Source organism: Paenibacillus sp. (genome assembly GCF_031177825.1).
GTDB lineage: Bacteria > Bacillota > Bacilli > Paenibacillales > YIM-B00363 > Paenibacillus_AE.
In genome coordinates this window covers 13,727-26,812 of sequence record NZ_JAPSKE010000039.1, presented here as the reverse complement: position 1 = coordinate 26,812, position 13,086 = coordinate 13,727, and the positions used below count along the sequence as shown (strand labels likewise).

The window sequence follows — 13,086 nt, the reverse complement described above, 5'->3', positions numbered from 1 at the left end:
TCGATGGATTCGATTCTTAGTCTCGTCATGCTGCGCATGATCATCTTGCTCTTCTGCGTCGCCGTCGCCTGGTGGGCGCTGTCGGGCCTCAAATTCGAGAGGTTCGTCAGCGCTCCCGGCAGCCGGCAGGCGAAGCTGCTTCATCTGTTGCTGGCGATCGTGCTGGGCCATCAATGCTCGGCGTTCGTCTTCTCTTATATCGGTTGGTCGATCCCCTGAAGAGGCGGTTTTCGCTCCCGACGGAATAGGATAGGAACAGTTTGTTAACAATGAGTAGTACAACCGTCATAAATCGAAAGACCCTTTCGAATACTGTAGAAACTTAACAGTTGTTTCGGACGTTGGCTGGTGCTACACTGGAAAGCAGCGTGCAGAAACACGTCGAAATTTGTCATGGTTTCCGATAAATTTCGGCATTTACGATTTCTACAGAGCGGAAAGCGCGGAGGGAACGAACGTATGGACAAAATTTTGATCCGCGGGGGCAATCGTCTTCAGGGCAAAGTGAAAGTAAGCGGCGCGAAGAACGCCGTATTGCCGATTATCGCTGCCTCGATTTTGGCATCGGAAGGCGAGTGCCGCATTCATGAAGCGCCGCCTCTGGACGATGTCATCACGATTAGCCAAGTGCTGCACGCCCTTGGAGTCAACATTCGCTACAAAGACGAAACGATTTACATAACCGCGTCGCAGCTGGAGAAGAGCGAGGCGCCGTACGAGCTGGTTCGGAAAATGAGAGCCTCTTTCCTCGTGATGGGGCCCTTGCTCGCCCGCACGGGCTATGCGCGCATCGCGCTTCCCGGCGGCTGCGCCATCGGGACGCGTCCGATCGATCAGCATCTGAAGGGGTTCGAGGCGATGGGCGCCGAGATCGAGATCGGTCAGGGCTTCATCGAAGCGCGGACGAACGGCCGCAAGCTGCAAGGCGCCAAGATTTATTTGGACGTCGCCAGCGTCGGCGCGACGGAGAACATCATGATGGCGGCCGCGCTCGCCGACGGCGTGACGACGATCGAGAACGCGGCGAAGGAGCCGGAGATCGTAGACCTCGCCAACTTCATGAACGCGATGGGCGCGAAGGTTCGCGGCGCCGGTACCGGCATCATCCGCATCGAAGGCGTCGACAAGCTCGTAGGCGTTCGCCATACGGTCATTCCGGACCGCGTAGAAGCGGGAACGTACATGATCGCTGCGGCGATCACGAAGAGCGACGTTTACATCGAAGGGGCCATCGCGGATCACTTGACGCCGGTCATCTCGAAGCTGCAGGAGATGGGCGTCGCCATCGAGGAGGACGAGAACGGCATTCGCGTCCGCCCCGGCGGCAACCTGAAAGCGGTCGACATTAAGACGCTGCCGTACCCCGGCTTCCCGACCGATATGCAAGCGCAAATGATGGCGCTCTTGCTCGTATCGGACGGCACGAGCATCATAACGGAGACCGTGTTCGAGAATCGGTTCATGCACGTCGACGAATTCAAGAGCATGAACGCGCAAATCAAGGTGGACGGGCGCTCGGCGGTCATTAAGGGCAACGCCGCCCTGAAGGGCGCCAAGGTGTGCGCGACCGACCTGCGGGCCGGCGCGGCGCTCATTCTCGCGGCGCTCGCAGCGGACGGAGAGACGGAAGTGACGGGGCTGCATCATCTGGATCGAGGCTACGTCGACATCGCAGGCAAGCTCCGCCGACTCGGCGCCGACGTAGAACGCGTGGTCGCGGGCGCTCTCGTCGAGGAAGAGCAGGAGCAAGGCCTGACGTTCTTCTCCACGCATGTATCGCCCTCCATGGCGTAACGACGGGATCCGACAGCCAACTGAATATTTTAGAAATCGAAGCGAGCCCTCGGGCTCGCTTTTTTTGCGTCTCTTTCGGCTCGACGGCGTTCTACCAACGGCCCCTCGTTCATAGAATAGTAGCGTACGAACGGGAGGCTAGAAGCATGCGCAGCAAACATCGTCGTTCGCGGCGAACGCGACGAAATCTCGTGATCGGAGCGGCGGGCGTCGCGTCGTTCATGGCCGTCGTTTTCCTCATTCCCAGTATTCTAGTAAATCGGTTCGAGGCGTGGGAGCCGACGCAGCTGCTCCCGCTGCAGCCCAGGGAAGAGTTGGTCGCGCAGGAGCAGCAAATCATGGTGCCGGTATATTTGACGGATCGGAAGGAGACGGTGTCCGTGCCGCTCGAAGCGTACGTTCGCGGCGTGCTGGCGGCGGAGATGCCGGCGGACTTCGAGCTGGAGGCGCTCAAGGCGCAGGCGATCGCGGCGCGGACGTATTTGGCCCGGCGGCTGGCGTCGGGGGAGACGTCCGGTCTGCCGCCCGACGCCGCGGGCGCGCTCGTGACGGACACCGTGGCGCATCAAGCGTACGCGACGGAAGAAGAGCTGCGCGAGCGGTGGGGGTTTTTCAAGTACGCCCGAAACCTCGACAAATTGACGCGGGCGGTGAACGATACCGAGGGGCTCGTACTAACCTACGAGGGGGAGCCGATCGAAGCGACGTTCTTTTCTACCAGCAACGGGTTTACGGAAAACTCGGAGCTGTATTGGCAGGCGGCGATCCCGTATTTACGAAGCGTAGAGTCGCCCTGGGACGAACGCTACGCGCCGAACTACGAACGGGAGGCGTCCTTCGCCTATAAGGATTTCTATACGAAACTAGGACTGAAGGCGTCGAACAAGATGCCGGAGCTCGTCGTCGAGCGAACCTCGGACAGCGGCCGCGTCCTCTCCGTGCGGATCGCGGGGACGTCGTTCGCAGGGCGGGAGGTGCGCGAGAAGCTGGGACTGGCCTCCACGGATTTTACCTGGTCGGCCGCGGACGGCCGCATTACGTTTCATACAGAAGGGTATGGACACGGCGTCGGCATGAGCCAATGGGGCGCGAACGGCATGGCGAAGGAAGGGCGGACGGCGGAGGAAATTCTGCTCCATTACTATCAAGGGGTGCGGCTCGAGCCGCTGCGGAACGTTCTAGCAAAAGCGTAAAATTTTTTTCTATCACCTTACAGGGCCACGTATAAAAGAGTCCGCGCTGGCAACACTGGCTACTGAGGTGATAGATATGAAAGAAGAAAACAAGATTCAATCTTCGCAGGGGGAGCAAAATCACACTTCCCGTCCTGTCGAAGGACCAAGAGCGTCGGGTTCGGTAGGGAAACGGCTGCTCGGCAAGAAATGGGTGTTCCCGGCTACTTACATCGCAGCTGCGGCAATCATCCTAACCCTGATGTGGGCGTATCAAGACAACGCCTCGACTCCGGTCGACGAGACCGACTTGAATCTGTCCGTCACCGGCGACGTGACCGGCGAAGAGCAAGGTCCGGACGCGGTCGCGGTCACGGCGGAAGCGGAGACGCTCGGATGGCCGGTGCAAGACCATAACAGCTTGGAAGTCATCTTGGGCTTCTTCGACGTCAACAACACGAACGAAGACAACCAAGCGGCGATGGTCGAGTACGGCGACACGTTCACGCCTCATTACGGCATCGACCTCGCCAGCCCGAACAACGAAGCGTTCGACGTCTTGGCGGCGATGAGCGGCACGGTCACCCGCGTCGAGCAAGTTCCGGTCGTCGGTCATCTGATCGAGATTACGCACGCGAACGGATTGAGCACGATCTACTCCAGCGTCGAGTCGGTGCAAGTCGCGCAAGGCGACGAAGTCAAGAAGGGCGACATGATCGCGAGGTCGGGCCGCAACGAGCTCGAGAAGGATCTCGGCAACCATGTGCACTTCGAAATTTGGGAAAACAAACAGCCGGTCAATCCGGAGGATTACATCGAGCAATAAGCTCGGCTGAGCGCGGTGTCGGAGACGACGCCGCGCTTTTTTCGCGCGCCGAGGCGAATCGATTCGAGGCGCTCGGCGAGCGTGAAGCGGGCGGCAAGCGGGAAAATGTGAAAATATATCGTCGGAAAAGGCTCGTCAGGCTTGGCTACAAAGAATAAGTGCGTCTACCCCTCAATATACTGTACCAAACATCTCGATCACAGGGAGGCGAGGGGTGTGCACGATTATATTAAGGAGCGAACGATTAAAATCGGGCGCAGCATTGTGGAAACGAAGAATACGGTTCGCACGATCGCGAAAGAATTCGGCGTATCGAAGAGCACGGTGCACAAGGATCTCACCGAGCGGCTGCCGGAAATCAATCCGGAATTGGCCAATCAAGTGAAGACCATCCTGGAGTATCACAAGTCCATCCGCCACCTGCGCGGCGGCGAAGCAACGAAGATCAAATACAAGAAGACGAAGTCGAAACCAGCTCCCGTATTGTCAGGACGTTCTTAGCGCCCGTAAGAACGTTCGCTCCGGCACCGAGTATCTAAGATTTCCCTTCTCCCAAAAAAGGATTTTGCCTTTTTACAGCGAATTATCTTATAGTTAACGTGCTTAATATGGTGCATCGGTTGTTCGGCCCGCCCTCTTCGGCGGGAACGCCGTGAGGAGGATTCTTGGATGTTTGGCAAAGATATCGGTATTGACTTGGGGACGGCCAACGTTCTCATTCACGTTAAGGGACGCGGCGTCGTCCTTGACGAACCTTCCGTCGTCGCGATCGAGAGCGAGACGAAACGAGTTCTTGCCGTGGGCGAGGAAGCTAGGCGAATGGTCGGTCGTACCCCTGGCAATATCGTCGCGGTGCGTCCCCTGAAGGACGGCGTGATCGCGGATTTCGAAATTACGGAGATGATGTTGAAGCACTTCATCAGCCGAGTGGGCGGCAAGCGGTGGTACAGCCACCCTCGGATTTTGATTTGCGCGCCGACCAACATCACCTCCGTAGAAAAGAAAGCGATTCAGGAGGCTGCCGAGCGCAGCGGGGCGAAGGAAGTATTTTTGGAGGAAGAACCGAAAGCGGCGGCGGTCGGCGCCGGCATGGACATTTTCCAGCCTAGCGGCAACATGGTGGTCGACATCGGCGGCGGCACGACGGACGTGGCCGTCTTGTCGATGGGCGACATCGTGACGGCCTCTTCGATCAAGGTCGCAGGAGACAAGTTCGACTCCGCCATCATGAAGTATATCAAGGACAAGTACAAGCTGCTGATCGGCGAACGGACGAGCGAGGACATCAAGGTGAAAATCGGATCGGTCGATCCGCACGGGCGCCAAGAGGAAATCGACATTCGCGGCCGAGACATGGTGAGCGGCCTGCCGCTCACCATTACGATTCAATCCCGGGAAGTGCGCGAAGCGCTGTGGGAGCCGGTCGCTTCGATCGTCGCTTCCGCGAAGACGGTGCTGGAGCGGACCCCGCCGGAGCTGTCCGCGGACATCATCGATCGCGGCGTCATCTTGACCGGCGGCGGCGCGATGCTGCACGGCCTCGATCAATTGATGATGGACGAGCTTCGGGTGCCGGTGTTGATCGCGGAAGACCCGATGCATTGCGTCGTCAAAGGGACGGGCGTCATGCTGGACAACCTGGATAAAGTTTCCCGCAGACCGCGCTAATCGAGCGGACGTCTTCGTCCGATAAACGTAGGACAAGCTTCGCTAGCAAGCACTCCAGGAGGGATTACCGATGTTGCGTGGACTCAATACGGCCGCGGCCGGCATGATCGCCAATCAGCGAAGGCACGATACGGTGACGAACAATATCGCCAACTTGAACACGCCGGGATATAAGGCGAACTTCGCGGTGCAGCGTTCGTTCCCGGAGATGCTGATCGCGCTGGTCGGCGGCGGCGACGGCACGAACGCGCATGTGTCGGGCGTCGGACGCCTCAACACCGGGGTGTTCGCGGAGGAGGCGCCGGCGGTTTATCTGCAGGGCGATCTGATGGAAACCCGAGACCTGTCGGACTTCGCCATCGTTTCGAACATTCAGCTTCCGGGCATCGCCTTCGACGCCTCCGGCAAGTACGTCTCGCCGGAAGGGGAGAAGACGTTCCAGCCGCAAGCGATGTTCGCGGTGCGGACAAGCGCGGGCGAAGAGCAATATACGCGGAACGGAAAGTTCACGATCGACGCGGCGGGCCAACTCGTCACGTCCGACGGGTACCTGGTGCTCGATTCCGAGCGCCGGCCGATTCAGTTCGATCGGAACGTCTCCGAGATCAAGATGACGCCGCAAGGCACGCTGATCGACGGTGTCTCGGGCTTGCCGCTGACGGACGAGAACGGAGCCCCGATCTCGTTCATGGTCGTGCGCATCGACAATCCGAACCGACTGATCCGCGAGGGGAACGGCAACTTCCGCTTGCCGCCGGGCGACGACGAGCCGGGAGCGATCCAGCAGGGCGACGAGGTGGAGCTGTTCCAAGGCTTCATCGAACGTTCGAACGTCGACCCGACGCAAGCGACGATCGACTTGATGGCCGCCGCGCGCGCCTACGAGACGAATCAACGCATGGTGCAGTTTTACGATAAGAGCTTGGAGAAAGCCGTGAACGAGGTAGGTCGCGTATGAACCATTCCATGATTAATGCGTTCGTCTCGATGCAGTCGATGCAGCAGAAGCTGGACGTCATCGCGCACAATATCGCGAACGTGAACACGACGGGATACAAGCGCCGGGAGGCGTCGTTCCAGGACATCCTGACGAACGTATACCAACAGCCTGCGGGCTTCGAACAAGCGGGCCGCTTGACGCCGCTCGGGTTCCCGCAAGGCTGGGGCGCCAAGATCGGCCAGATCGAGCTGGCGATGGAACAGGCGGCGCTCCATTCGACGGGCAACCCGTTCGACCTGGGCATCGAAGGCAACGGCTTGTTCGAGGTGCAGCGGAATAGCGTCGATGCGAACGGCGATCCGGTCGTCGCTTGGACGCGAGACGGATCGTTCCAGCTCATGCAAGATCCTGCGAACCCGGGCTCGATGATTCTCGCGACGCAGCAAGGGGATCGAGTGCGCGGCGTCGACGGCGGCCCGATCGTCGTTCCGACGAACTATTCGATTCGGATCGACGAGGCCGGCCGCGTCTTCGCCACGAACCATTCGAATCCGGAGGCGGAGCCGATCGAGACGGGCCAGCTGGCGCTCATGCGCGCGGTGCGTCCGCAAGTGCTCGTCAACGACGGATCGAACTTGTTCACGTTGCCTCCGGGCGTCGCTGCGGAGGGTGTGCTGGAGCGAGTGGATCCGACGACGAACGATGCGAACGAGCGGCAGAAGGTCGCGGTGCGCCAAGGCTTCTTGGAGCAGTCGAATGTCAGTCTGACGGACGAGATGACCGAGCTCATGACCGTACAGCGAGCGTACCAGCTGAATGCGAGAGCGATCACGTCGAGCGACACGTTAATGAACCTTACGAATAACTTGCGTGCATAAGATGCAAGCCCAAGGTGTGAATCGCATGTCTAACGGAAAGCAAACGAAGACGACGAAGAAGCGCCCCCTTCCCAAGGGATGGCGTATCGCGTTACGGATCTGCCGGTCGCTGATCTTCCCCTTATTGCTGATCATCGGCCTCTATGCGGGGCTTCGCATCGGGTATGTGCGATTCGGCGGCGGGGATCCGACCGACGTCTTACAGTGGGAAACATGGAAGCATATGTTGGATTTGGTATTCGCTGAAAATTGAAGCGCGTTCGCTCCCTCCGACCGGAGGGAGTTTTTTTTTCCTCGGCGGAACGGTATAATGGTGGGGTTATGATGAGAAAAGGGCGCCAGCCGCCGCTTCAGGACGGATCTGGCGCCCTCTTATATGAACCTTCGCCGCTGCAGACGATCGAAGGGACATTGGTTATTGTATCCGAAGGAGGATGGATTATGCTCGACGCCAAACAAATCCAGGACATTATTCCGCACCGTCCGCCGTTCTTATTGGTGGATCGCATTCTTGAAGTCGAAGCGGGCGTTCGCGCCGTCGGCCTTAAGAACGTCTCGATGAACGAGCCGTATTTCGTCGGCCACTTCCCGCAATTTCCGGTGATGCCCGGCGTACTTATTATTGAAGCGTTGGCGCAGGTCGGCACGGTGGCGCTCCTTAGCGTGGAAGAAAACAAGGAGAAGATCGGGTTTTTCGCCGGGATCGACGGGGCACGGTTCCGCGGCATGGTCACGCCGGGAGATACGCTTCGCCTCGAGGTGAATATTACGCGTTGGAAAGGTTCCATCGGGAAGGGCACGGGCGTAGCGACGGTGGACGGCAAGACGGTCGCCGAAGCGGAACTCATGTTTTCTTTGCAGAAAGTTTAAAGACAACGGATTTCGGAAGGGGCGCGGATGATGACGAACAACGGAAATGCGGTGGAGACGGCGTATCGGCTGTGGCTGACGGACGATAGCATCGACGAGGCGACGAAAGCGGAGCTCCGGGCATTGGAAGGACGAGAGAAGGAGATCGAGGACCGCTTCTACCGGGAGCTGGAATTCGGGACGGGCGGCCTGCGCGGCGTCATCGGCGCGGGGACGAATCGGATGAACCGGTACACGGTCGGCCGGGCGACGCAAGGGCTCGCCGCCTATATTCGTTCGGTCGCGGGAGACGCCGGTTCGGTCGCGATCGCGTACGATTCTCGGTTCATGTCGCCGGAATTCGCCTTGGAGGCGGCGCTCGTGCTGGCGGGCAACGGCGTGAAGGCATACGTGTTCGAAAGCCTGCGGCCGACGCCGGAGCTGTCGTTCGCGGTGCGCCGTCTCGGCGCGACGGGCGGCATCGTCGTCACCGCGTCGCATAATCCCCCGGAATATAACGGCTATAAGGTGTACGGCAGCGACGGCGGGCAGTTGGTGCCGGACGCGGCCGAGCGCGTCATGGCGGAGATCGCCCGCGTGGCGTCGTTCCGCGACGTCGTCCGCATGGAGCGGGAGGCGGCGGAAGCGGCGGGTCTGCTCGTCTGGCTCGGCGCGGACATCGACGAGGCGTACGTGGCCGCGGTCGTCGGGGCGAGCCCGAATCCGGGGTTAGGCGCGGCCGCCGCGGCGGAAGGCGTGGGCGTCAGCGTCGTGTATACGCCGCTTCACGGCTCCGGCAACATGCCGGTTCGAGCGGTGCTGGCCGCGGCGGGCTTCGACGACGTGACGGTCGTGCCCGAGCAGGAGAAGCCGGATTCGCAATTTTCCACGGTGAAGTCACCGAACCCGGAGGAGCGGGACGCTTTCGCATTGGCGATTGCGCTCGGGGAGAAGACCGGCGCGGAGCTGCTGCTCGGCACCGATCCGGATTGCGACCGCGTCGGCGCCGTCGTAAAGGATCCTTCCGGCGCGTACGTGGTCCTGAACGGCAACCAGACCGGCGCGATTCTGGCGGAGTACTTGCTCGAGAGTTTGACGGCTCGCGGCGCGATGCCGGCGAACCCGGTCGTCGTCAAGACGATCGTAACAAGCGAGCTCGGCGCCGTCGTCGCCCGCCATTACGGGGCGGACGTGCTGAACACGCTGACGGGTTTCAAATACATAGGCGAGAAAATGACGGAGTTCGAGCGGACCGGCGAGCGGTCGTTCGTGTTCGGGTACGAGGAAAGCTACGGTTATTTGGCTGGCACGTACGCGCGGGATAAGGACGCCGTCGTCGCCTCGTTGTTGATCGCCGAAGCGGCATTGTATTATAAGCGCCAGGGACTGACGCTTTATGACGTGCTGCAGCGATTGTACGAGCGGCATGGGCATTATTTGGAAGGGCTGCAATCCCGAACGCTGAAGGGCAAGGACGGGCTCGAGAAGATGCGGGGGCTGATGGACGCATGGCGCGGCTCGTCGCCTTCGACGGTCGCGGGTCTCGCGGTCGCGCAGCGGCTCGACTATATGGAAGACGTGCACGGCTTGCCTTTGGAAAATGTCCTGAAATACGTGCTCGAAGACGGCTCGTGGTTTTGCTTGCGCCCGTCCGGCACGGAGCCGAAGATTAAAATGTATTTCGCGGTGCAGGGCGCGAACGCGAACGACGCGCGGGCGAAGCTCGACGCGCTGACGGCGGACGTGATGGGCCGCGTCGACGCGGCGATCTAACCGTTCCAACCGATGTATCGATCGATAATTTAGCTTTCGTTAGGGAGTGTTATTTTTGCTAGCTTTGTATGACAGATGGAACCGCGGTGCGAAGCTTGCCCTGTGGACGTTGACGATCGTCGGTCTGCTCGCGTCTTTGCCGTTCGCCTTCTTGAGGCACGGCGTGGAGCAGTCGGCGGACCGCGTGGAATTCGTGTTCGATTACCGAGACTTGCTGGAGGTTTCTTCGTATCGCAGCAAGCCGTCGGAGTACATGCTGGAGCGGCTGCTCGAGCTGAAGTCCGCCGGCATCCATTCGATGGCTGTCTACGAGAGCAACCTGCGCGAGCTCGAGCTGAGCGGCCGCGTACAGACGCTGTCTTCTTCGGAAGCGGCGATGTTGACGGATTTCCGGTTGCCCGCCAACGAGAAGAGCACGTACGTGCTCTTCCTCGGCGACGCGTCGGAAAACATTATTCAGCCGCTCGTCGTCGACGCGTTCGCCCGGCTCGGCGTCGAAGCCTCCCCTTGGAGCTACGAAGGCATCCCGGGCATCGAGCTGGCGATGCCGAAGGACGAGGCGCTCCTGCAGGCGATGGATCCGGATCCGATCACCATGGCGGAGCTGCAATCGCTAGGGTTCCATCTCGTCGTACGGCTTAGCGACCAGCGCCAGCCGTTCGACGCCGAACGCGCGGACGCGCTCTTGGCGGATCTCGCCTCGCACGGCGTGACCCGCATCGTGTTCGAAGGCGATTCGGTGACCGGCGCCGCGGACGACGCCGCGTCGAAGTCGTTGACGGTCATGGCGGAGCTCATGAACCAATACGGAATCGGTCTCGCGACGATCGAGATGTCGAAGCCGCAGAAGGGCTTCGGCAAGTTGGCGCATCTGACGGATTACAACGTCGTCCGGCTTCATTCGCTGCCGGCCAACATGTCCAATATGGCGCCGGAGGATTTGGCCGATCGGTTCGCGCTGGCGACCCAAGATCGAAATATCCGAATGATCTTCCTTAACACGGCCGCTTCGTTCGATACGTCGCTCGGCCTTCGCAAAGATACGGTCGGCAACCTAGTGAAGAGCCTGGAAGGGGAAAACGGGGCGCTTGCGCGTATCCAAGATAACGGATTTACACTAGGCGTGGCGGAGCCGTTCGAGGCGAACGGCTGGTCCGGCGCCGTGTCGCTCGTACTGAAGGCGCTCGTTACGATCGGCGCGGTGGCGCTGATCGCCATTCTGATCGGCGCCTTCTTCCCGAGCCTGGCGCTGTCGGCGTTCGTCGTCGGACTCGCCGGTTCGGCGGCGCTGTACGTCCTGTCGACGACGCTGCTGTCGCAAGGACTCGCGCTCGGCGCCGGCATCGCCGCGGCGACGCTGGCGACGCTGTTCGCCGTGCGCCGCGCCGACGCGGCTTCCGGCGGCTCGGCGGCGCTGCGGACCGTGAAGCTGCTTGCGGGCGCATCGCTTCTTTCGTTCATCGGCATTGCGTACATCGTCGGCTTGCTCGATCACATCACGTATCTCTACGTGCTGCGCCAATACCGCGGCGTCAGCCTGCTGCACCTCGCGCCGATCGCGCTCGCGTTCGCGTACGTGCTGTTCTTCCACGGGGAGACAAGCCTTCGCGGCGTCGCGCTGCGCATTCGTTCGTTCCTCATGACGAACATTACGGTGCTATGGGTCGCGCTGGCGGCCGTCGCCGGCGTCGGGGCGCTGTATTATATGTCCCGAACGGGCAACGCGGGAACGACGACCGGCTTGGAGCGCGCATTCCGAGACGCGCTTCAGGACACGCTCGGCGTTCGGCCGCGCACGAAGGAGTTTCTGCTCGCCCATCCGCTGTTCGTCTTGGGCGTCTATTTGGCCGCGACGACGCGCCGGAAGCTCGGGCTCTTCCTGATCGCGGTCGGCTCGATCGGGCAGCTGTCGATCGTCGATACGTTCGCGCATCTGCACACGCCGCTCGTCATCTCGCTGATCCGGGTGTTCTACGGCCTCGCGTTCGGTCTCGTCATCGGGCTGATCTTGATCGCGATCTGGCGGTTGCTTGAGAGAGGGTGGAGCCGATGGGCAAGATGGCTCGAACCATAGTCGTATCGGGATATTACGGCTTTAATAACAGCGGCGACGAGGCGGTGCTGCACGCGATCGTGACCGCGCTTCGAGACGAAGCGCGGGCGGCGGGCGCGGAGGCGCGCATCGTCGTTCTGTCGGGCGACCCGGCGGGAACGGCGCGCCTGCACGGCGTCGAGGCGGCGCATCGGATGCGGCCGCTGGCGCTGCTTGGCGCGCTGCGCCGCGCCGACGCGCTGATCAGCGGCGGAGGAAGCCTGCTGCAGGACGTCACCAGCGCCAAGTCGGTGCTGTATTACTTGGCCGTCTTGAAGCTTGCTCGTTGGATGCGCGTGCCGACGTTCATCTATGCGCAGGGCGTCGGCCCGATTCGCGACCGCGGCCGATTCGGGCCGACGATTCGCTCGGCCTTCGAGGCGAGCCGGTACGTCTCGGTGCGCGACGAGGAATCGAAGGAGCTCGTCGCTTCCTTCGGCGTCGCCCCGGAGCGGATCGACGTCGTGCCCGACCCCGTGATGGGCATGGGCTTGTCGCTGTCGCAAACCGAGGCCGCAACAACTGCTGCAGGGCTTCGTATTGGGGTATCGGTCCGATTTTGGCGGGACGACCGCCAGGAGCTGGAGCGGCTTGCGGCGGGACTCGCATTGGTACTGGAGGAGCGGGAGGACGCGAAGGTCGCGCTGCTACCTTTTCACCTGCCGTCGGACAAGCTTGCCTCGGAATTCGTGGCGGATCGAATGGCTGCGGCCGGCTTCGGGCCGGAGCGCGTCGAGGTACACGAAGGCGCTTCGCATCCGAAGGACATGCTGCGCGAGGTCGCGGGCTGCGACGCGCTGATCGGGATGCGTCTGCACTCGCTCATCTACGCCGCTACCGCAGGGGTGCCGCCGATCGCCGTCTCGTACGATCCGAAGATCGATCAGTTCATGAGACGTCTGGGGGAGTCGCCGGTCGGCGATACGGATTCGTTAGATGCGGATGCGTTGGCGGCGGCGGTATTAGGGCGGCTGAAACTCGGGAAGACTGCTTGGTACGGGGAAAAACGCGCAGCAATCGAGGAAATGCAACAAAATTCTCGCGCTCCGGCGCAACAAATCTTTCGCGAACTGCGTATATAAGGTTGGTCGATA

At 61.0% G+C, this 13,086-nt stretch carries 13 protein-coding genes; all 13 read left to right on the top strand.

The features are described from left to right. Positions 1–3 precede the first annotated feature (3 nt). Positions 4–219: a DUF1146 family protein gene (locus RIN49_RS26675; protein WP_309123161.1), complete on the top strand. Its 216-nt coding sequence runs from the start codon at positions 4–6 to the stop codon at positions 217–219. Positions 220–459: 240 nt separating this feature from the next. Next, complete coding sequence (gene murA, locus RIN49_RS26670) at positions 460–1,794, top strand: UDP-N-acetylglucosamine 1-carboxyvinyltransferase (RefSeq protein ID WP_309123160.1); 1,335 nt, start codon at positions 460–462, stop codon at positions 1,792–1,794. Between the two features lie 146 nt (positions 1,795–1,940). Next, entirely contained in the window at positions 1,941–2,987 is a 1,047-nt protein-coding gene (spoIID, locus tag RIN49_RS26665; protein ID WP_309123159.1) for a stage II sporulation protein D, read from the top strand. Between the two features lie 76 nt (positions 2,988–3,063). Continuing rightward, positions 3,064–3,792, top strand: coding sequence for a peptidoglycan DD-metalloendopeptidase family protein (locus tag RIN49_RS26660; protein WP_309123158.1), 729 nt, complete (start codon positions 3,064–3,066; stop codon positions 3,790–3,792). Between the two features lie 216 nt (positions 3,793–4,008). Beyond that, a complete protein-coding gene (gene spoIIID / locus RIN49_RS26655) occupies positions 4,009–4,293 on the top strand; it encodes a sporulation transcriptional regulator SpoIIID (RefSeq protein WP_138195908.1) in 285 nt (94 codons plus the stop codon). Between the two features lie 168 nt (positions 4,294–4,461). Further along, positions 4,462–5,460, top strand: a complete 999-nt coding sequence (gene mreB, locus RIN49_RS26650; protein ID WP_309123157.1) for a rod shape-determining protein — start codon at positions 4,462–4,464, stop codon at positions 5,458–5,460. 70 nt (positions 5,461–5,530) lie between these two features. After that, positions 5,531–6,418: a flagellar hook-basal body protein gene (locus RIN49_RS26645; RefSeq protein WP_309123156.1), complete on the top strand. Its 888-nt coding sequence runs from the start codon at positions 5,531–5,533 to the stop codon at positions 6,416–6,418. Then, the gene (locus RIN49_RS26640; RefSeq protein ID WP_309123155.1) at positions 6,415–7,278 is read left to right on the top strand and encodes a flagellar hook-basal body protein; all 864 of its coding nucleotides are present in this window, start codon (positions 6,415–6,417) and stop codon (positions 7,276–7,278) included. The genes RIN49_RS26645 and RIN49_RS26640 overlap by 4 nt, the downstream gene beginning before the upstream one ends. Positions 7,279–7,303: 25 nt before the next feature. Beyond that, complete coding sequence (locus RIN49_RS26635) at positions 7,304–7,531, top strand: DNA-directed RNA polymerase subunit beta (RefSeq protein ID WP_309123154.1); 228 nt, start codon at positions 7,304–7,306, stop codon at positions 7,529–7,531. Between the two features lie 188 nt (positions 7,532–7,719). After that, complete coding sequence (gene fabZ / locus RIN49_RS26630; protein ID WP_309123153.1) at positions 7,720–8,148, top strand: 3-hydroxyacyl-ACP dehydratase FabZ; 429 nt, start codon at positions 7,720–7,722, stop codon at positions 8,146–8,148. 30 nt (positions 8,149–8,178) lie between these two features. Next, positions 8,179–9,900 carry a phospho-sugar mutase gene (locus tag RIN49_RS26625; protein ID WP_309123152.1) on the top strand — a complete coding sequence of 574 codons (1,722 nt, stop codon included), beginning with the start codon at positions 8,179–8,181 and terminating at the stop codon, positions 9,898–9,900. A 46-nt stretch (positions 9,901–9,946) separates the two neighbouring features. Then, on the top strand, positions 9,947–11,974 hold the full coding sequence (locus tag RIN49_RS26620) for a DUF5693 family protein (protein ID WP_375295294.1): 2,028 nt from the start codon (positions 9,947–9,949) through the stop codon (positions 11,972–11,974). Continuing rightward, complete coding sequence (gene csaB / locus RIN49_RS26615) at positions 11,959–13,074, top strand: polysaccharide pyruvyl transferase CsaB (RefSeq protein WP_309123150.1); 1,116 nt, start codon at positions 11,959–11,961, stop codon at positions 13,072–13,074. Before RIN49_RS26620 ends, csaB begins: the two co-directional genes overlap by 16 nt. Positions 13,075–13,086: the final 12 nt, after the last annotated feature.

Bases quoted from the DNA above. Each gene is read 5' to 3' on its own strand.
- RIN49_RS26675 (WP_309123161.1), top strand. From the start codon at position 4: ATGGATTCGATTCTTAGTCTCGTCATGCTGCGCATGATCATCTTGCTC.
- murA (WP_309123160.1), top strand. From the start codon at position 460: ATGGACAAAATTTTGATCCGCGGGGGCAATCGTCTTCAGGGCAAAGTG.
- spoIID (WP_309123159.1), top strand. From the start codon at position 1,941: ATGCGCAGCAAACATCGTCGTTCGCGGCGAACGCGACGAAATCTCGTG.
- RIN49_RS26660 (WP_309123158.1), top strand. From the start codon at position 3,064: ATGAAAGAAGAAAACAAGATTCAATCTTCGCAGGGGGAGCAAAATCAC.
- mreB (WP_309123157.1), top strand. From the start codon at position 4,462: ATGTTTGGCAAAGATATCGGTATTGACTTGGGGACGGCCAACGTTCTC.
- RIN49_RS26645 (WP_309123156.1), top strand. From the start codon at position 5,531: ATGTTGCGTGGACTCAATACGGCCGCGGCCGGCATGATCGCCAATCAG.
- RIN49_RS26640 (WP_309123155.1), top strand. From the start codon at position 6,415: ATGAACCATTCCATGATTAATGCGTTCGTCTCGATGCAGTCGATGCAG.
- RIN49_RS26635 (WP_309123154.1), top strand. From the start codon at position 7,304: ATGTCTAACGGAAAGCAAACGAAGACGACGAAGAAGCGCCCCCTTCCC.
- fabZ (WP_309123153.1), top strand. From the start codon at position 7,720: ATGCTCGACGCCAAACAAATCCAGGACATTATTCCGCACCGTCCGCCG.
- RIN49_RS26625 (WP_309123152.1), top strand. From the start codon at position 8,179: ATGACGAACAACGGAAATGCGGTGGAGACGGCGTATCGGCTGTGGCTG.
- csaB (WP_309123150.1), top strand. From the start codon at position 11,959: ATGGCTCGAACCATAGTCGTATCGGGATATTACGGCTTTAATAACAGC.